Below are 19352 nucleotides of genomic sequence, written 5' to 3' on the forward strand. Positions count from 1 at the left end.
CGAAGGAAACGACGCGGTATCTCAGACAGACCGCGCGGCCCGCTTCCCGAGCAAGTTCGATCCCACAGAGAGCACTCGGTGCCGACAAATATTTTTGTTGGTTTGCCGCTACCCCAGCCTTTCGCCCATAATCGTCTTCTTTAGAGTCGCATCGAACCCCGCAGGAGCCCCATGGAGCAATTTCGCAATATCGGCATCATTGGTCGACTTGGCAGTTCGCAGGTGCTGGATACCGTGCGCCGGTTGAAGGCGTTTCTTGTTGCGCGGCACATGCACGTGATCCTCGAAGACACCATCGCCGAAGTCCTTCCGGGCCATGGCCTGCAAACCTCGACCCGCAAAATGCTCGGCGAAGTTTGCGACATGGTGATCGTCGTCGGCGGTGATGGCAGCATGCTGGGTGCAGCGCGGGCCTTGGCCCGGCACAATGTACCGGTGCTGGGGATCAACCGTGGCAGCCTCGGGTTCCTCACCGATATCCGCCCCGGCGAACTGGAAGTGAAAGTCGCTGAAGTGCTCGACGGCCATTACCTGGTGGAAAATCGCTTCCTGTTGCAGGCCGAAGTACGCCGCCACGGTGAAGCCATCGGCCAAGGCGATGCGTTGAACGATGTGGTCCTGCACCCCGGCAAATCGACGCGCATGATCGAGTTCGAGCTGTACATCGACGGCCAGTTCGTCTGCAGCCAAAAGGCCGATGGACTGATCGTTGCCACACCCACCGGTTCGACTGCCTACGCGCTGTCGGCGGGCGGCCCGATCATGCACCCCAAACTCGACGCCATCGTCATTGTGCCGATGTACCCGCACACCTTGTCTGGTCGGCCGATTGTGGTGGACGGCAACAGCGAGCTGAAAATCGTCGTGGCCAAAGACATGCAGATCTATCCACAGGTCTCGTGCGACGGGCAGAATCACTTCACTTGCGCGCCAGGCGACACCGTCACCGTCAGCAAAAAATCGCAAAAACTGCGACTTATCCACCCCCTCGATCATAATTATTACGAAGTCTGCCGCACCAAGCTTGGCTGGGGCAGCCGGCTCGGTGGTGGAGGCGACTGATGCTCGATCCCGCGCGTGGCTATGATCTGATCGGTGACGTGCACGGATGTGCCCATACGCTTGAGCACTTGCTCGACACCCTCGGTTACCGCTTTCTGGGCGGCGTATGGCGCCATCCTGAACGCATGGCGCTGTTTCTGGGCGACATCATTGATCGCGGTCCACGGATTCGCGAGGCGCTGCACATCGTCCATGGCATGGTTGAAGCGGGTCAGGCGCGCTGCATCATGGGCAATCACGAGTTCAATGCGTTGGGCTGGAGCACGCCCGCGCTGCCCGGCAGCGGCAAAGAATTCGTGCGTGAACACACGCCGCGTCATGGGCGGCTGTTGGGTGAAACCCTGAGCCAGTTCGAGCAGCATCCGGCGGACTGGCAAGATTTTCTGGCGTGGTTCTACGAGCTGCCAGTGTTCATCGACGCCGGACGTTTCCGCATGGTCCATGCCTGCTGGGACGCGGATTTGATCGCGCCGTTGCGCGCCGTTCACAGCGACGGTTGTATAGACGAGGCCTTCGTTCAAGCGTCTGCGGAGCCAGGCAGTTTTGCCAGCAACGTGTTTGATCGCTTGTTACGCGGCACCGACATGCGCTTGCCCCATGGCTTGACGCTGACCGGCGGCGATGGCCTGACCCGGGCGTTCTTTCGCACCAAATTCTGGGAAGACGATCCGCAAACCTACGGTGACGTGGTGTTTCAGCCGGATGCATTGCCCGACCTGGTGGCAAAAACGCCGTTAACCTCTGTCGAAAAGAACGCTTTGCTGCGCTATGGCAGCACCGAGCCGATGTTGTTTGTCGGGCATTACTGGCGCAGCGGCCATCCCGCGCCGATTCGGCCGAACCTGGCCTGTCTGGATTACAGCGCCGTGCTTTACGGCAAACTGGTCGCCTATCGGCTGGACCAGGAAACCCAGATCGACCCGCATAAATTTGTCTGGGTCGACGTTGAACGTCCCGAGGCTTCGCAATGAGTGCTGTTGCTGTATTTCGTCTGCCGTTGACCACCGATTTGAGTGGCTTTGTCAGCCTGTTGCAGCGCTTGCGCGTGCCCCATCGCGTCACTGAAAACGGTGGCGAACAAGTGCTGTGGGTGCCTAATCCGCAGTTGGCCGAGGACATTCGCTCGTTGTATCAACGCTTCCCCGAGGGCGATCCGTCCTACGAATTACCGGCCCCGGAGAGCACTGCCTACGTCGCGCCTGGCTTCGTCCAGCAACTGCGTAACAGCCCGGTCACGGCATCGGTACTGCTGCTGAGCCTGATCGTTGCGGGTATCACTTTGTTTGGTGACAACCTTGAAAGCCTGAGCTGGCTGACCTTTCTTAATTTCAGCGTGCACGGCGATTACATCCAGTTCACCCCGCTGGCCGACAGCCTCGCTGCTGGGCAGTGGTGGCGCATTATTACGCCGATGCTGGTGCACTTCGGCATCCTGCACTTGGCCATGAACGGCATGTGGTTCTGGGAGTTGGGACGACGGATCGAGTTGCGTCAGGGCAGTTGGCACCTGCTCGGCCTGACCCTAGTGTTCAGCGCAGTCTCTAACTACGCGCAGTATTGGTACAGCGGTCCGACCCTTTTTGGTGGGTTGTCGGGCGTTCTTTATGCGTTACTCGGTCACTGCTGGATCTATCAGATGCTGGCGCCGAACCCTATTTACCGTCTGCCACGCGGCGTACTGGTGATGATGCTGGTGTGGCTGGTGCTGTGTATTTCCGGCCTGGTCAGCATGCTGGGCTTTGGTGCCATCGCCAACGGCGCGCATGTGGGTGGGCTGATCATCGGTTGCATTACAGGACTATTGGGCGGTGCGTTAGCCCGTCGTAATCGCTAAAATCGCGCAACTACTTTGGAGAGTGACATGTCCTCTTTCGTCGAAATGATTGAAAACATTACCCCGGATATCTACGAAAGCCTGAAATTGGCCGTAGAAATCGGTAAGTGGTCCGACGGCCGCAAGTTGTCCCAAGAGCAACGTGAGTTGTCGTTACAGGCGTTAATTGCCTGGGAAGTTCAGAACTTGCCGGAAGAACAACGCACCGGCTACATGGGCCCGCAAGAGTGCGCATCGAAATCAGCGCCGGTGCCTAATATACTGTTCAAGTCGGATTCCCTACATTGATTGAGATTGGTCGCGGTGCAGTCAACAAAATGTCGGTGCGTTTGGACGCGCCGACCGTGCAGTACGGTTTTCGTCTGGGCGATACGGAGATTCCGGTCAACCCAATGATTGGCAAAACAGTCCGCTTGGAATACTTGGGTGCGATTCATTGCAGCCATTGCGGACGCAAGACCAAAACCAGTTTCAGCCAGGGTTATTGCTACCCGTGCATGACCAAGCTGGCCCAGTGCGACGTGTGCATCATGAGCCCGGAAAAATGTCACCACGAACACGGCACCTGCCGCGATCCAGCGTGGGGCGAGCAATTCTGCATGACCGAGCACGTGGTGTACCTGGCCAACTCTTCCGGGGTCAAAGTCGGCATCACCCGCGGTACCCAGTTGCCGACCCGTTGGCTCGATCAAGGTGCGATTCAGGGGCTGCCCATCGCCCGCGTAGCAACCCGCCAGCAATCCGGGTTCGTCGAAGACCTATTTCGCAGCCAAGTGGCCGACCGTACCAACTGGCGTGCATTGCTCAAGGGCGATGCGCCCCCGGTTGATTTGAAAGCAGTTCGTCAGCAACTGTTCGACACCTGCAGCGAAGGTTTGCTGGGGCTGCAAGAACGATTCGGCCTACACGCCATCCAACTCCTGCATGACGTTGAACCCGTTGATATTCGTTACCCGGTCGAGGCGTATCCCGCCAAGATCGTCAGCTTCAATCTGGATAAAAACCCGATTGCCGAAGGCACGCTCTTGGGGATCAAGGGCCAGTACCTGATTTTCGACACCGGCGTCATCAACATTCGTAAATACACGGCTTACCAACTGGCCGTGCATCACTAGTCATTGAATCACTAGGCGCGCCCCGCAAGGACGCGCACCAGTAAGGGGATTCCAGCATGCGCACAGAACAACCGAAAATGATTTACCTCAAAGACTATCAGGCGCCTGAGTACCTCATTGACGAGACGCACCTGACCTTTGAGTTGTTCGACGACCACACGTTGGTCCATGCGCAATTGGTCATGCGCCGCAACCCTGCACGCGGTGCGGGCTTGCCACCGCTGGTGCTGGACGGTCAGTTGCTTGAGTTGCTGACGCTCAAGCTCGATGACACGGAGCTAGGCACCACCGATTACTTGCTGACACCTGATCACCTTACAGTGCAGCCTAAAGCCGAACAGTTCACCCTCGACACTTCGGTGCGTATCCACCCGGAAACCAACACCGCCCTGGAAGGCTTGTACAAATCCAGCGGGATGTTTTGCACTCAGTGCGAAGCTGAAGGCTTCCGCAAGATCACCTATTACCTCGACCGCCCGGACGTGATGAGCAAGTTCACCACCACGCTCAGCGCCGAGAAACACAGCTTTCCGGTGCTGCTGTCCAACGGCAACCCGATTGCCAGCGGTCCGGAAGATGGCGACCGGCATTGGGCAACGTGGGAAGACCCGTTCATGAAGCCGGCGTACCTGTTTGCGCTGGTGGCCGGTGATTTGTGGTGCGTTGAAGACACGTTTACCACCATGAGCCAACGCAACGTCACCCTGCGCATTTACGTCGAGCCAGAGAACATCGACAAGTGTCAGCACGCCATGACCAGCCTGAAAAAATCCATGCGCTGGGATGAAGAAACCTACGGTCGCGAATACGATCTGGACATCTTCATGATCGTTGCGGTCAACGACTTCAATATGGGCGCGATGGAGAACAAGGGCCTCAATATCTTCAACTCCAGCGCCGTGCTGGCCCGCGCCGAAACCGCCACCGATGCCGCGCACCAGCGGGTCGAAGCAATCGTTGCCCACGAATATTTCCACAACTGGTCGGGCAACCGCGTGACCTGCCGCGACTGGTTCCAGTTGTCGCTCAAGGAAGGCTTCACTGTATTCCGCGACTCTGGCTTCTCCGCCGACATGAACTCGCGCACGGTCAAGCGCATCGAAGACGTGGCTTACCTGCGCACGCACCAGTTTGCCGAAGACGCAGGTCCCATGGCCCATGCCGTGCGCCCGGATGGCTTCATCGAAATCTCCAACTTCTACACCTTGACCGTGTACGAAAAAGGCTCTGAAGTGGTCGGCATGATCCAGACCTTGGTCGGCACCGAAGGCTTCCGCAAAGGCAGCGACCTGTATTTCGAACGCCATGACGGCCAGGCCGTGACCTGCGATGACTTCATCGCAGCCATGGAAGACGCCAACGGTGTTGACCTGACGCAATTCAAACGTTGGTACAGCCAGGCTGGCACGCCACGTTTGGCGGTCAGCGAGGCGTATGACAGCGCGGCAAAAACCTACAGCCTGACCTTCCGTCAAAGCTGCCCAGCCACCCCGGACAAGCATGAAAAACTGCCGTTCGTGATCCCGGTGGAACTTGGTTTGTTGGACGCGGCCGGTAAGGAACTGCCATTGCGCTTGTCGGGCGAAGCGGCAGCTGTCGGCACTACTCGAGTGATTTCGGTCACCGAAGCAGAACAGACCTTCACCTTCGTCGACATCGCTGAACAGCCGTTGCCTTCGTTGCTGCGCGGTTTCTCGGCACCGGTTAAATTGAGCTTCCCGTACAACCGCGACCAACTGATGTTCCTGATGCAGCACGACAGCGACGGCTTCAATCGTTGGGATGCGGGTCAGCAACTCTCGGTACAAGTGCTGCAAGAGTTGATTGGCCAATACCAGAAAGGTCAGGAGTTGGTACTTGATCAGCGTTTGGTCACGGCGTTGAGCAGCCTGTTGGCTAACGATCAGCTTGATCAGGCCATGGTGGCTGAGATGCTGTCGTTGCCGGGCGAGGCTTACCTGACTGAAATCAGCGAAATTGCTGATGTGGACGCGATCCACGCCGCCCGTGAATTCGCTCGCAAGCAATTGGCCAGCGCATTGTTCGATGGTTTGTGGGCACGTTATCAAGCGAATCGTGCGCTGTCTAAAACCACGCCTTACGTGGCCGAAGCCGAGCATTTTGCCCGTCGCGGCCTGCAAAACATCGCGCTGTCGTACTTGATGCTCAGCGGCAAGCCAGACGTGTTGGCGGCATGCCTTGAGCAGTTCGACACCAGTGACAACATGACCGAGCGTTTGACGGCTTTGGCGGTATTGGTTAACTCGCCGTTCGCTGAAGAAAAAGCCAAGGCGCTGGCGACCTTTGCGGAGAACTTCAAAGACAACCCGTTGGTCATGGACCAGTGGTTCAGTGTTCAGGCGGGCAGCACGTTGCCAGGTGGTTTGGAGCGGGTTAAGACGCTGATGAAGCACCCTGCGTTCAACATGAAAAACCCGAACAAAGTGCGCTCGGTAGTGGGTGCGTTTGCTGGTCAGAACCTGATCAACTTCCACGCCGCAGACGGTTCGGGTTATCACTTCCTGGCGGATTTGGTGATTGAGCTGAACGCGTTCAACCCGCAAATCGCTTCACGCCAATTGGCGCCTTTGACCCGCTGGCGCAAATACGACAGCAAGCGCCAGGCCCTGATGAAAGGCGAACTGGAACGCATCCGTGCCTCCGGCGACCTGTCGAGCGACGTGTTTGAAGTCGTGAGCAAAAGCCTGGCGTAATTGCCCAGTTTGGCGGCGTGCCAGACACGCCGCCTTCGCGAACAAGTTCGCTCCTACCGGGATTTGCGCCCGACTCTCGTGTTTGCGGCGCGACAGCGTGTTCTTCTAAAGATCACCTCCCCTGACACTTCTGGCCAATCAACCAAACATATACCCCATCATCAATCCACTTCGGCTTAACAAAAGATAACGTCATGTCGATTGTCATACGTTTCCAAAGCTGGCTAGGATACGGCTGCTTCCGAAAGACTTCTGCTAGAGCGTTTGCACCACGTTGCGTGGTATAGCCTGTAGGTCGACCTAATAACAATAATAAGGGGAATAGTCTATGAGTGAGCCTGTAAACCGGCGCACCCTGGCGACAGCACTAACGGTATTTAGCGTGCTCTCGGTGTTTGCATTTTGCACACCGGTGTATTGCGCCCAAGCCACTGCCGAAAACCCTGATTTTTCTATCCCGTCAGCACGCTCGCCTCGCAGCCTGTTGCTCGGTGTCACCCATGCCGGCACACGTCTGGTAACCGTGGGCGACCGGGGACACATTCTGTACTCCGATGACCAAGCGAAAACCTGGACCCAGGCTAGCGTTCCGAGTCGGCAGTTGCTGACAGCGGTGTTTTTTGTTGATGACAAACACGGTTGGGCCGTCGGCCACGATGCGCAGATTCTTGCCAGCACTGACGGTGGCGCGACCTGGATCAAACAGTTTGAAGACCTCAAGCGCGAAGCGCCGCTGCTGAATCTGTGGTTCAAGGACGCCAGCACCGGTTTTGCGGTAGGGGCTTACGGTGTACTGCTGACCACCACCGATGGCGGTGCGCACTGGGCAGATGTCAGCGATCGCATCGATAACCAGGACCAGTTCCACTACAACGGCATCGCTTACGTGAAGGATTCCGGTCTGTTTATTGTGGGGGAGCAGGGCAGCATGTTCCGTTCTGCGGATGACGGACTCACCTGGGAACACGTAGACAGTCCTTATCAGGGTTCGCTGTTCGGGGTCATAGGCACCGCCGAACCGGCGACGTTGCTGGCCTATGGGCTGCGCGGCAACCTACTGCGTTCTACTGACTTTGGTAATACCTGGGCCACCATCAAACTGAAGGGCGCACGTGGTCCGCTGGAATTTGGTTTGTCCGGCGCGTCGCTGTTGCCAGATGGATCGCTGGTTATCGTAGGTAACGGCGGCAGCATCATGCGCAGCAGCGATGATGGCCAAACGTTCGTGGTGAGTAATCGTCTTGATCGAATTTCACTGTCCGGGGTGACCGTCGATGACAAGGGTGATCTGATTTTGGTAGGCCAAGGCGGTGTTCACGTTACCTCGCCCACCGGCGCAGAGCTGGTCCAACAATAAGACCTATTAAGGCGAGGAATTTCCCATGACCAATCACCAGCCCCTGACGCCCCAGACCAAGCCTACATGGCTCGAAAATTTGATCTTCAATCATCGCCCGGCCGTGATCTTCATTTGCCTGGTGGTTAGTATTTTTCTGTTCTATCAAGCGACTCTGGTCCGACCTTCTACCAGCTTCGAAAAAATGATTCCGCTTGAGCATCCGTTCATTCAGAAGATGCTCGAACATCGCAACGACCTGTCCAACATGGGCAACACCGTTCGGATTTCCGTAGAAGCGGTGAAGGGCGATATTTTCACCAAGGATTACATGGAGACCCTGCGCCAAATCAACGACGAGGTGTTTTACATCTCCGGGGTTGATCGCTCGGGGATGAAGTCGTTGTGGAGCCCGAACGTGCGCTGGACCGAAGTGACCGAAGAGGGCTTCGCTGGTGGTGAGGTCATCCCGCAGAGCTACAACGGCTCCGACGACAGCCTAGATTTGTTGCGCAACAATGTTCTTAAATCCGGTCAGGTCGGCCGCCTGGTGGCCAACGATTTCAAGTCGAGCGTGGTGGAAATTCCGCTCTTGGAGGCGTACCCGGACCCCAAAGATCAAGGCAAATTACTTGCCCTGGATTACCGGCAGTTCTCCCATGAACTCGAAGAAAAAATTCGCGACAAGTTTCAGGCGCAAAACCCTAATGTGAAAGTGCACATTGTCGGCTTCGCGAAGAAGGTCGGTGACCTGATCGATGGTCTGATCATGGTGGTGATGTTCTTCGGTGTCGCGTTCTTGATCACCTTGGTGGCGTTGATCTGGTTCACTCGCTGTGTGCGCAGCACCGTCGCGGTGTTGAGTACCACGCTGATTGCGGTGGTCTGGCAATTGGGTTTGATGCACGTGGTCGGCTTCGGCCTGGACCCGTATTCGATGCTGGTGCCATTCCTGATTTTCGCCATCGGCATTTCCCACGGCGTGCAGAAAATCAACGGTATTGCCCTGCAATCCAGCGATGCCGAAAACTCGCTGATGGCTGCGAGAAGAACCTTTCGCCAATTGTTCTTACCGGGAATGATCGCGATTCTTGCCGACGCCGTGGGCTTCATCACCTTGTTGATCATCAATATCGGCGTGATCCGCGAGCTGGCCATCGGCGCCTCGATAGGTGTCGCAGTCATTGTGTTTACCAACTTGATCCTGCTACCCGTGGCGATTTCCTACGCGGGGATCAGCAGAAAAGCGATCAGCCGCAGTAAAGCGGATGCGGTACGTGAGCATAAGTTCTGGCGCCTGTTGTCGAACTTTGCCAATCCTAAAGTCGCTCGGGTCTCCATTGTTTTGGCGTTGGTGGCGTTCGGTGGCGGCCTTTGGTACAGCCAGAATTTGAAAATCGGTGACCTTGATCAAGGCGCGCCAGAGCTGCGACCAGATTCGCGTTACAACAACGATAACCGTTTCATCATCAACAACTACTCCACCAGCTCTGACGTGCTGGTGGTGATGGTCAAGACCCCGCCTGAGGGTTGCTCGGCCTATGCCACGATGTCGGCGATCAACGAGCTGACCTGGAAGATGGAGAACACCCTCGGCGTGCAATCGGCGATTTCCCTGGTGACCGTGTCCAAGCAGATGATCAAGGGCATGAACGAGGGCAACCTGAAATGGGAGTCGCTGTCGCGCAACAAGGACGTGTTGAACAACTCCATCGCCCGGGCCGATGGTCTGTACAACAACGATTGTTCCCTGGCACCGCTGCTGATCTTCCTCAATGACCACAAGGCCGAAACCCTCGACCGCGCGGTGAATGCAGTGAAAGACTTCGCCAAGGCTAACGACCGTGAGGGTTTGCAATTCCTCTTGGCGGCGGGCAACGCGGGCATTGAGGCGGCTACTAACGAGGTGATCAAAGAGTCGGAGCTGACGATTCTGATTCTGGTCTACGTCTGTGTGGCGACCATGTGCATGATCACCTTCCGTTCGTGGGCGGCAACCTTGTGCATCATCTTGCCGCTGGTACTGACCTCGGTGCTGGGCAACGCGCTGATGGCGTTCATGGGCATCGGCGTGAAAGTTGCGACACTGCCGGTGGTGGCGCTGGGTGTGGGGATTGGGGTGGATTACGGGATTTACATCTACAGCCGCCTGGAAACCTTCCTTCGCGCCGGTTTGCCACTGCAAGAGGCGTATTACGAGACGCTCAAATCCACCGGTAAAGCGGTGTTGTTTACCGGCTTGTGCCTGGCGATTGGGGTGTGCACCTGGATCTTCTCGGCGATCAAGTTTCAGGCTGACATGGGCCTGATGCTGACCTTCATGTTGTTGTGGAACATGTTCGGTGCGATCTGGCTGCTACCGGCCATCGCACGGTTCTTGATCAAGCCAGAGAAAATGGCTGGGCAGGTTGGGCACTCGTTGTTTTCTCATTGATAGCGTTTTACAAGCTTCGTCGGCAAGCCAACTCTCACAGGATAGCGGTATGGCACAAAACCTGTGGGAGCAGGCTTGCCTGCGAATGGGGCAACGCGGTGTCTCAGGTCAACTCTCGGGATCTTGCCCCAACACCAGCTTCAGCGCATTTTTCGCGTCATCCAATTGCACCAGGGTTGCGTGCTTTGCGCCGAGGGCGTCGCGGTTTTCGATGGCGGTGAGGATCGCCTTGTGACGCGGCATCGCCAGCTCATGCAGGTTGGGCCGCTGGTTGGAGTGTTTCAACGCTTCACGCAGTGCCAGCGATAACATGTTGCTCAAGTGGGCTAGCAAGTCGTTGTGTGTCGCATCGGCGATTCGGCTGTGAAAATCCAGGTCTGGCTGCAACAGCTCTTCGGGCGTCGTCGCAGCGTCCATGCGCTGATACGCCTCACTGATCGAAGCGATGTCTTCGTCCGTCGCATGCTGGGCGGCGAGGGCAGCAGCAGCGGGTTCGATGATGCTGCGCACACTGGTCAATAGGCTGAAGAATTCATTTTGCGGTGTGCTTTGCATAACCCAATGCAGCACGTCCGGGTCGAGCAAATGCCATTCACGTCGCGGCTTGACCACCGTGCCGACCCGCGGTCGGGAATACACCAGACCTTTGGCGACCAACACCCGCGTGGCCTCACGCAGCACCGGTCGGCTGACCGCATATTCCTCGCACAAGGTCGCCTCGGCAGGCAGTTTGTCATCGGGCTTGAAGCGGCCGGAGACAATCTGCATGCCGATCTCCTGAACGATACGGGCGTGCATGCTTTTGCGGGCGGAAGGCTTACGGTAATCCATGAGGCGCGGGTCGATCCTGAGCTTGAATGCGGCGAATCATAGCATTGCGCCGGGCTAAACACCGTGGTGGGCCTTTCCCGAATGAATTCGGTCTACAGGCTTGGAGATCTCTGTGGGAGCAACCGGGGCGCGTAGCCTTGTTCGCGAAGAAGCTGACGCGGTATAGCTGATATACCGCAGCGCCTAAAAATTCGCGAACAAGTTCGCTCCCACCGGATCTCGGACCGCCCAAGCAATGCGTATGATCCTAATTTCTCGGGTCAATCAATGCGAATGCCGCGGCACTTCTGCGCCACGGCAGCCGACCAGGAAGTCGAAGTCGCAGCCTTGGTCTGCTTGCATCACATGGTCGATGTACAGCTGACGATAGCCACCCGATATGAGTTTTTCAGGTGCCTTCCATTCAGCAAGGCGCGCTGCCAGTTCGGCGTCGGAGATGTCCAGGTGCAAGCGACCGCTGGCGCAGTCGAGTTCGATGAAGTCACCTTCTTGCACCACGGCCAACGGTCCGCCGGCTGCGGCTTCCGGTGCGACGTGCAGCACCACTGTGCCATAAGCGGTGCCGCTCATGCGTGCATCGGAAATACGCACCATGTCGGTCACACCTTGTGCCAGCAGTTTTGCCGGCAGGCCCATGTTGCCGACCTCGGCCATACCCGGATAACCCTTCGGTCCACAGTTTTTCATGACCATGACGCAGGTGGCGTCGATGTCCAATTCAGGGTCGTTGATCCGCGCTTTGTAGTGGTCGAAGTTCTCGAACACCACCGCCCGGCCACGGTGCTGCATCAGTTCGGCAGTCGCCGCCGATGGTTTGAGCACGGCGCCCAGCGGCGCCAGGTTGCCGCGCAATACGCAGATCCCGCCGTCAGCACGGATCGGGTTGTCCAGCGCGCGAATCACTTCGTCCTCACCATAAATCGGTGCAGCTTTGACGTTGTCGCGAATGCTTTTGCCGTTAACGGTCAAGGCATTGGGGTTCGGCAGCAGGTTGGCCTCATCAAGACGACGCAGCACCGCAGGCAAACCGCCGGCGTAATAAAACTCTTCCATCAAGAAACGCCCCGACGGTTGCAGGTCGACGATGGTCGGCATGCCACGGCCCATGCGCGTCCAGTCATCGAGGTCCAGCTCGACACCGATACGCCCGGCAATCGCTTTCAAGTGAATCACCGCGTTGGTCGAACCGCCAATGGCCGCGTTGACCCGAATGGCGTTTTCGAAGGCTTCTTTGGTCAGGATTTTTGACAGACGCAAGTCTTCTTTGACCATCTCGACTGCGCGCATGCCGGACATGTGCGCCAGTACGTAACGGCGGGAGTCGACGGCCGGAATCGCGGCGTTGTGCGGCAACGACGTGCCCAACGCTTCGGCCATACAGGCCATGGTCGAGGCGGTGCCCATGGTGTTACAGGTGCCGGCCGAACGCGACATGTCGCCTTCTGCTGCCAAGAAGTCGTCGAGGGTAATCTGCCCGCCTTTATAGGCTTCATGCATCTGCCAGACCACCGTGCCGGAGCCGATGTCTTTGCCTTTGTGCTTGCCGTTGAGCATCGGGCCGCCGGTGACGACGATGGCCGGGATGTCACAACTGGCTGCGCCCATCAGCAAGGCAGGGGTGGTTTTATCGCAGCCGGTCAGCAGCACAACACCATCAATGGGGTTTCCGCGAATGGCTTCTTCAACGTCCATGCTGGTCAGGTTGCGGGTGAACATGGCGGTTGGGCGCAGGTTGGATTCACCGTTGGAGAACACCGGGAATTCCACCGGGAAACCGCCGGCTTCGATCACACCACGTTTCACATGTTCGGCGATGGTGCGGAAATGCGCGTTGCACGGGGTCAGCTCCGACCACGTGTTGCAGATGCCAATGATCGGTTTGCTGAATTGATGGTCGGCAATGCCCTGGTTCTTCATCCAACTGCGGTACATGAAGCCGTTTTTATCGGCGGTACCGAACCATTGGGCAGAACGCAGGGTAGATTTTTTATCAGGCATGTCAGACATGAGCAGCACTCTTATTGTAAGACTTAATGGCTTTTTCTGAGGCTAAAGTAAGCCTTATCGCGTGGTTTTGGAAGTGTTGTAGCTCAAATAGTAATACTATATAGTCGGTTTTCATTGAGGGACGACCCTGTCGAAAATGCCGCATTTATCGGGCATCAACGCGCAGAGGCGAGCCCCAGAGGTTCCATAAAAACAATAACTGGAGACCGCTTTTATGAGCCAGGAACTCAGGCTTATACGTCGCATCACCCTGAAACTGATCCCTTTTCTGATCCTTTTGTACTTGGTCGCGTACGTCGACCGCTCCGCCGTGGGCTTCGCCAAGCTGCACATGGGCGCGGACCTTGGTATCGGTGATGCCGCTTATGGCTTGGGCGCTGGTCTGTTTTTCATCGGCTACTTCCTGTTGGAAATCCCCAGCAACCTGATGCTTGAACGCTTTGGTGCGCGCCGCTGGTTCGCGCGAATAATGATCACCTGGGGCGCCATCACTATCGGTATGGCGTTCGTTCAGGGACCGCACAGCTTCTATGCCATGCGTTTACTGCTCGGCGCGGCTGAAGCGGGTTTCTTTCCTGGGGTGCTGTACTACATCACTCAGTGGTTCCCGGTTCGCCATCGCGGCAAAATTCTCGGGCTGTTTATCCTCTCGCAACCCATCGCCATGATGATCACCGGGCCAGTTTCTGGCGGCCTGTTGGGCATGGACGGCGTGCTCGGTCTGCATGGCTGGCAATGGTTGTTCATCGTCATCGGCACTCCGGCGATTCTGCTGACATGGCCGGTACTGCGTTGGTTGCCGGACGGTCCGAAGCAAGTGAACTGGATGGATCAGCCAGAGAAGGATTGGTTGGCCGGTGAGCTTAAAAAGGACCTCGAAGAATACGGCCAGACCCGCCACGGCAACCCGCTGCACGCGCTTAAAGACAAACGCGTGTTGCTGCTGGCGTTGTTCTATCTGCCAGTCACCTTGAGCATTTATGGTTTGGGTTTGTGGCTGCCGACGTTGATCAAACAGTTCGGCGGCAGCGACTTGACCACCGGTTTTGTTTCGGCCGTGCCATACATCTTCGGCATCATCGGTTTGCTCATTATCCCGCGCAGTTCCGATCGCTTAAATGATCGATACGGGCACTTGGCGGTGCTGTATGTGCTGGGTGCCATCGGCTTGTTCTTCAGTGCTTGGCTGACGATGCCGGTGATGCAACTGGCCGCGTTATGTCTGGTGGCGTTTTCGCTATTTTCTTGCACTGCGGTGTTCTGGACCTTACCGGGACGCTTTTTCGCCGGTGCCAGCGCGGCGGCCGGTATCGCGTTAATCAACTCGGTAGGCAACCTCGGTGGCTATATCGGACCGTTCGTCATCGGTGCGTTGAAGGAATACACCGGTAGCCTGGCGTCGGGCCTGTACTTCTTGTCCGGCGTGATGCTGTTCGGCTTGGTCCTGACCGGCGTTGTTTATCGTCTGCTGGAGCGAAAACACGCTTTGGCACCCTCTGAGTTTTCCGCCAGCGCCCGCAACCAAAGGGCTCAGCCGGCCAGTCGTCCTTGAATCCTGCCCAGTAAGGAGCATGAATATGCGTTTAGTACAGTTCGAATTGAGCAACGGTCAGCGTCGCGTTGGTGTGGTCGACAGTGATCGCGTGCACGAAGTGTTGGGCGCCGACAGCGTCCGTGAACTGGCGTTGGCCGCCATTGAGGCCGGCGTGAGTCTGGTACAGCAAGTCGATAGCCAAGGCCTGGGCGCCAATCATGACTACGCGCAACTGCTGCAGGACCTGCAAATTCTGCCACCGCTAGACCATCCCGATCCGGCCCATGTGCTGGTCAGCGGCACCGGCCTGACGCACTTGGGCAGCGCGTCTACTCGGGACAAAATGCACCAGCACGCAGTGGACGATTCCTCGCTGACGGACAGTATGCGCATGTTCCAATGGGGGCTGGAGGGCGGCAAACCGGCGGTGGGTGTGGCCGGCGTGCAACCTGAATGGTTCTATAAAGGCGACGGCAGCATTATTGTGCGTCCTGGTCAGGCTTTTCCGCTGCCACCGTTCGCCGAAGACGCCGGCGAAGAACCAGAACTCAGTGGCTTGTACGTCATTGGTCATGACCGCAAACCGTATCGCTTGGGCTTCGCCATCGGTAATGAGTTTTCCGATCACGTCATGGAGCGCAAAAACTACCTGTACCTCGCTCACTCCAAGTTACGCGCCTGTTCGTTCGGCCCGGAATTACGGGTCGGCGAATTACCGAAAAATCTTGCGGGCACCAGCCGTATTCGCCGCGATGGCGAAGTCCTGTGGGAAAAAGAGTTTCTCAGCGGCGAGGCCAACATGTGCCATAGCTTCGAGAACCTCGAATACCACCACTTCAAATACAACCAGTTCCTCACCCCGGGCGATGTGCACGTGCACTTCTTTGGCACCGCCACGCTGTCGTTTGCTGACGGCATACGCACCCAGCCAGGCGATCAGTTCGAAATCAGCCAGGCCGATTTCGGTGCGCCGTTGATCAATGGCATCGCACCGGTTGACGCGGTGTTCGAGCCGGGCCAGGTGAAAGCGCTTTAGCTCTACAGACAATTGTGCAAGACCGCGTCAAGCTTTCGTAGGCAGGCCTGTTTCCACTCGTTGGGTGGGAACAGGCTTGACCGAGAGCACCTATAACAAGAACGAGGTGCGCCATGACCGCTGACACCCTTCCCATCGAACGGCTATATACCGGGTCGCTCGAAGACGCTATTTACCGCAAAGTGAATTGGCGGATTGTCCCGCTGTTTATCGCCTGTTTCCTATTCGCGTATCTGGATCGGGTGAACATCAGCTTCGCCAAATTGCAGATGCAAAGCGACCTCGGCTTCAGCGATACCGTGTACGGCTTGGGCGCTAGCCTGTTCTTCGTCGGTTATTTTCTGTTCGAAGTACCGAGCAACATGCTCCTGCACAAGATCGGCGCGCGCGTCTGGATCGCGCGGATCATGGTCACGTGGGGCATCACGTCTGCCTGCATGATGTTCGTGAACAGTGAATTCTGGTTCTACACCCTGCGGTTTTTGATTGGTGTGATGGAGGCCGGTTTCGTCCCGGGTGTGTTGTATTTTTTCACCCAGTGGTACCCGAGCAATCGGCGGGCACGGGTTAATTCCTACTTCAAAAGTTCGATTTGTTTGTGTGGGATTGTTGGCGGCCCGATTGCCGGTTTAATCCTCGGTCATTTCGACGGCGCACTGGGAATGGAGGGTTGGCGCTGGTTATTTCTGCTGGAAGGTATTCCATCGATCCTGCTCGGCGGTCTGGTGTTTTGGCTGGTGAGCGACCGTATCGAAGACGCACCGTGGCTGAATGCCGAAGAAAAACAGGTGATGCGCGAGCGTATGGCCAAGGAAGCCAAGCCCGTATCGTCACAGGGGTTCGCCGATATCTGGAAGCACCCGACCACCTACGTCATGTCCGGTATTTACTTGTGTCTGGTGATGGCCTTGACCGGGGTGCTGTTCTGGATGCCGCAGCTTATTAAAACGGCGGGCGTGGTGGACACCTTGGACATTGGTCTGTTGACCGTCATTCCTTATGTTATCGCGGTGATCGGCAACCTGTTGGTGGGCGCCAGCTCCGACCGACGCGGTGAAAGACGTTGGCACATGGCCGGTTGCTCGGTATTGACCGCAGCGGGTTATCTGGTCTGCGCGGCGTACCCTGGGCAACTCGTTCCGTTGATGATCGGTATGAGCATGATCCTGACCGGGATCATCGCCTGGATGCCGATTTTCTGGACCATCCCGCCACGCTTTCTCAGTGGCTTGGCGGCTGCAGCGGGCATTGCGCTGATCAACTCTTTAGGCCAGTTGGGCGGGGTGATTGCGCCGTTTATGGTCGGACGCATCAAAGACCTGACCGGCACCGCGACGCCCGCCTTGTATGTCTTAGCCGCAGTAACTCTGGTGTCCACCGCTTTGATTATCTGGGGCATACCGGCAAGGTATTACGTGCGTGAGACGGTGCATGATTGATCCTCAATCTTTCGGTAGGCTGTCCGACCTGAGTGGTTCAGACATCACTCCTACAGTACAATTCGCGCCTTTACTCAGGCGATATTTTCCATGACCACTCCAACACTTCTTACAATCCTGCAAGCGCCCAACATGCTGGAAATCGACGGCCTGCACGCCTTCGAATATTCGCTAAACGAGACTCAACTGGTCATAGAGGCCATTGACGGCCGTGAGCGCAAAGTGTGGAAGTTCACCCTTGCCCAGGTTGAAGCCGCGACCTTCGACGCTCAATTGCAAAGCTGGGTGCTGACCGACGGAAATGCCGATCACCGTTTGGTGTGCCTTGATGCATTCACCCCGAACAACAACGATGACGATAACGAAGACGCTGCTGAGCAAGACTGATCGTCCCCGAGTTTGACGCCGACAATGGCAAGCAGTGTGACGGTTCGGCGGCAATATCTGGCAATACGCGAAGGCGCGGTAAAACTAGTTGATGGAAGGCGCTGTCTTACAGCGGAGGTCAATATTGACCGCGTGCGGCGCCCAACAAGCCTAATAACCAGAGAGATGCCCATGAACCGTAAAATTCTGCCCTGGCTGGTAATGGCCAGCGGCCTCACTGCTTTCCCTGTCCTGGCGCAAAACATGACTGATTACGATCTGCTGGTGGGTGCTTATACCCAAGGCAAAAGCGAAGGTATTTATCGCTACCGGTTTGACAGCAAAACCGGGCAGATCGACGCGACACCGCGGCAAGTCATCAAAAGTGAAAACCCCTCTTGGCTGACCCTTTCCAAAGACCAGCGCTTGCTGTTCGCGGTCAATGAAAATGGGCCGGGACAAACTGACACCGTCGGCAAGGTCAGCAGTTTTGCGATAAATGGCAAAAGCCACGAAGTGACCCCGATCAACCAAGTCGACAGTAAAGGCGACGAGCCGACCCATTCCAGTTTGAGCGCGGATGGGCACTTCCTGTTTGTGGCCAACTACGCCGTGCACCCTGATCCAGGTGGCGTGCTGGCGGTGGTGCCGGTGGACAAGTCCGGCAAACTCTCGGACGTCTCGCAAACCCTGACTCACCCCGCCAGCAAGGTTGATCCTGAGCGACAGGCGTCGTCTCACGTGCACTCTGCTGTAGGATCACCCGACGGCAAATATTTAATTGCCAGTGATTTGGGGGCCGATAAGCTGTTCGTCTTTCATTACACCGGCAAAGGCCCGCAACCTCTGCAGCCGGCGAAAACCCCTTCGGTGGACTTACCCCCAGGCAGTGGCCCTCGGCACCTGTTGTTCAGCAACAACGCTAAACATGCTTACCTGACCCTGGAAATGGCCGGGCAAGTAGCGTCGTTTGACTACCATGATGGGGTTTTCAAACGTACGCAGCTGTTGGATTTGTCCGATAAAAGCGTTAAGCAGAAAGTCGGCGGCGGCGGGCTGCACAGCTCTGCCGATGGCAAATTCCTCTATGTTGTGGACCGTGGCGACGTGAATGAGTTGGTGGTGTTCGCCATCGATTCGTCCAGCGGTAAGCTCAAAGAGATTCAACGCCGTTCCGTTGAAGGCATTGAACCACGCGAGTTCAGCATCGACCCAAGCGGGCATTTCATGTTGATTGCGAACCAGAAAAGCAACCAGATCGTGACCGTTCGGGTTGATCCAAAAACCGGTCTGCTGGGTGATACCGTGCAGAAAATGGATTTCGATTCGCCCTCGGACTTCCGCTTTCTCACCAAATAGTACTAGGTAGCTAAAGCTGCAGCCCACGTATGACAAGGGCTGCAGCCATTATTAATTGAATTGATAAGGTCTAGTAGTAAAAAGCATTTCTGACATCGATGGTGCGGGCGTAAGTTTGGTCCAACGGCCTGAAACGGCAGCTATCCAAACCGAACATCGAGGCTTACGAAAATGAACTTCAATCTTTTCTCTGTTATCGCAGCATCCGCTATCTCTGCCACCGTCGTTCTGCCTGCCAGCGCCAGTGTTGAGATCTGCCAGAAAAAATCCAGCATCACCCAGACC

Annotated in this window: 15 protein-coding genes; 13 read left to right on the forward strand and 2 right to left on the reverse strand. The window is 56.7% G+C overall.

Going from position 1 to position 19352, the window contains the following annotated elements:
• Positions 1-171: 171 nt before the first annotated feature.
• From M0974_RS26845 to M0974_RS26880, 8 genes are all read left to right on the forward strand, one after another.
• Positions 172-1062, forward strand: coding sequence for an NAD(+) kinase (locus tag M0974_RS26845; RefSeq protein WP_297844289.1), 891 nt, complete (start codon positions 172-174; stop codon positions 1060-1062).
• Positions 1062-2033 carry a metallophosphoesterase gene (locus M0974_RS26850; protein ID WP_297844293.1) on the forward strand — a complete coding sequence of 324 codons (972 nt, stop codon included), beginning with the start codon at positions 1062-1064 and terminating at the stop codon, positions 2031-2033. Before M0974_RS26845 ends, M0974_RS26850 begins: the two co-directional genes overlap by 1 nt.
• The gene (locus M0974_RS26855; protein WP_297844298.1) at positions 2030-2896 is read left to right on the forward strand and encodes a rhomboid family intramembrane serine protease; all 867 of its coding nucleotides are present in this window, start codon (positions 2030-2032) and stop codon (positions 2894-2896) included. The genes M0974_RS26850 and M0974_RS26855 overlap by 4 nt, the downstream gene beginning before the upstream one ends.
• 27 nt (positions 2897-2923) lie before the next feature.
• Positions 2924-3184 carry a DUF1315 family protein gene (locus M0974_RS26860; RefSeq protein WP_297844301.1) on the forward strand — a complete coding sequence of 87 codons (261 nt, stop codon included), beginning with the start codon at positions 2924-2926 and terminating at the stop codon, positions 3182-3184.
• Positions 3181-4011 carry a DUF2797 domain-containing protein gene (locus M0974_RS26865; RefSeq protein WP_297844304.1) on the forward strand — a complete coding sequence of 277 codons (831 nt, stop codon included), beginning with the start codon at positions 3181-3183 and terminating at the stop codon, positions 4009-4011. The genes M0974_RS26860 and M0974_RS26865 overlap by 4 nt, the downstream gene beginning before the upstream one ends.
• Before the next feature lie 56 nt (positions 4012-4067).
• On the forward strand, positions 4068-6725 hold the full coding sequence (gene pepN, locus M0974_RS26870) for an aminopeptidase N (protein ID WP_297844306.1): 2658 nt from the start codon (positions 4068-4070) through the stop codon (positions 6723-6725).
• A gap of 328 nt (positions 6726-7053) precedes the next feature.
• Entirely contained in the window at positions 7054-8082 is a 1029-nt protein-coding gene (locus M0974_RS26875; RefSeq protein ID WP_297844309.1) for a YCF48-related protein, read from the forward strand.
• A gap of 25 nt (positions 8083-8107) precedes the next feature.
• A complete protein-coding gene (locus M0974_RS26880; RefSeq protein ID WP_297844312.1) occupies positions 8108-10495 on the forward strand; it encodes an RND family transporter in 2388 nt (795 codons plus the stop codon).
• A gap of 108 nt (positions 10496-10603) precedes the next feature.
• Here M0974_RS26880 and M0974_RS26885 read toward each other — a convergent pair whose 3' ends face one another.
• Both M0974_RS26885 and M0974_RS26890 read right to left on the reverse strand, forming a co-directional pair.
• Complete coding sequence (locus tag M0974_RS26885; protein ID WP_297844316.1) at positions 10604-11326, reverse strand: FadR/GntR family transcriptional regulator; 723 nt, start codon at positions 11324-11326, stop codon at positions 10604-10606.
• Positions 11327-11590: 264 nt separating this feature from the next.
• Positions 11591-13333, reverse strand: coding sequence for an IlvD/Edd family dehydratase (locus M0974_RS26890; RefSeq protein ID WP_297844320.1), 1743 nt, complete (start codon positions 13331-13333; stop codon positions 11591-11593).
• 214 nt (positions 13334-13547) lie between these two features.
• Here M0974_RS26890 and M0974_RS26895 point away from each other — a divergent pair, with 214 nt between their 5' ends.
• The 5 genes from M0974_RS26895 (at position 13548) to M0974_RS26915 (ending at position 19067) form a co-directional block, all read left to right on the forward strand.
• Positions 13548-14885, forward strand: coding sequence for an MFS transporter (locus M0974_RS26895; protein WP_297844322.1), 1338 nt, complete (start codon positions 13548-13550; stop codon positions 14883-14885).
• 25 nt (positions 14886-14910) lie between these two features.
• The gene (araD1, locus tag M0974_RS26900; protein WP_297844325.1) at positions 14911-15903 is read left to right on the forward strand and encodes an AraD1 family protein; all 993 of its coding nucleotides are present in this window, start codon (positions 14911-14913) and stop codon (positions 15901-15903) included.
• Between the two features lie 113 nt (positions 15904-16016).
• Positions 16017-17342 (forward strand): MFS transporter, encoded by a 1326-nt coding sequence (locus M0974_RS26905; protein WP_297844328.1) that lies wholly within the window; start codon positions 16017-16019, stop codon positions 17340-17342.
• A 90-nt stretch (positions 17343-17432) separates the two neighbouring features.
• Positions 17433-17729, forward strand: a complete 297-nt coding sequence (locus M0974_RS26910) for a DUF5629 family protein (RefSeq protein WP_297844330.1) — start codon at positions 17433-17435, stop codon at positions 17727-17729.
• 171 nt (positions 17730-17900) lie between these two features.
• Positions 17901-19067 (forward strand): lactonase family protein, encoded by a 1167-nt coding sequence (locus tag M0974_RS26915; RefSeq protein ID WP_297844332.1) that lies wholly within the window; start codon positions 17901-17903, stop codon positions 19065-19067.
• The last annotated feature ends 285 nt before the right edge of the window (positions 19068-19352 follow it).

Origin of the sequence: Pseudomonas sp. (genome assembly GCF_026224925.1) — a bacterium.
GTDB lineage: Bacteria > Pseudomonadota > Gammaproteobacteria > Pseudomonadales > Pseudomonadaceae > Aquipseudomonas.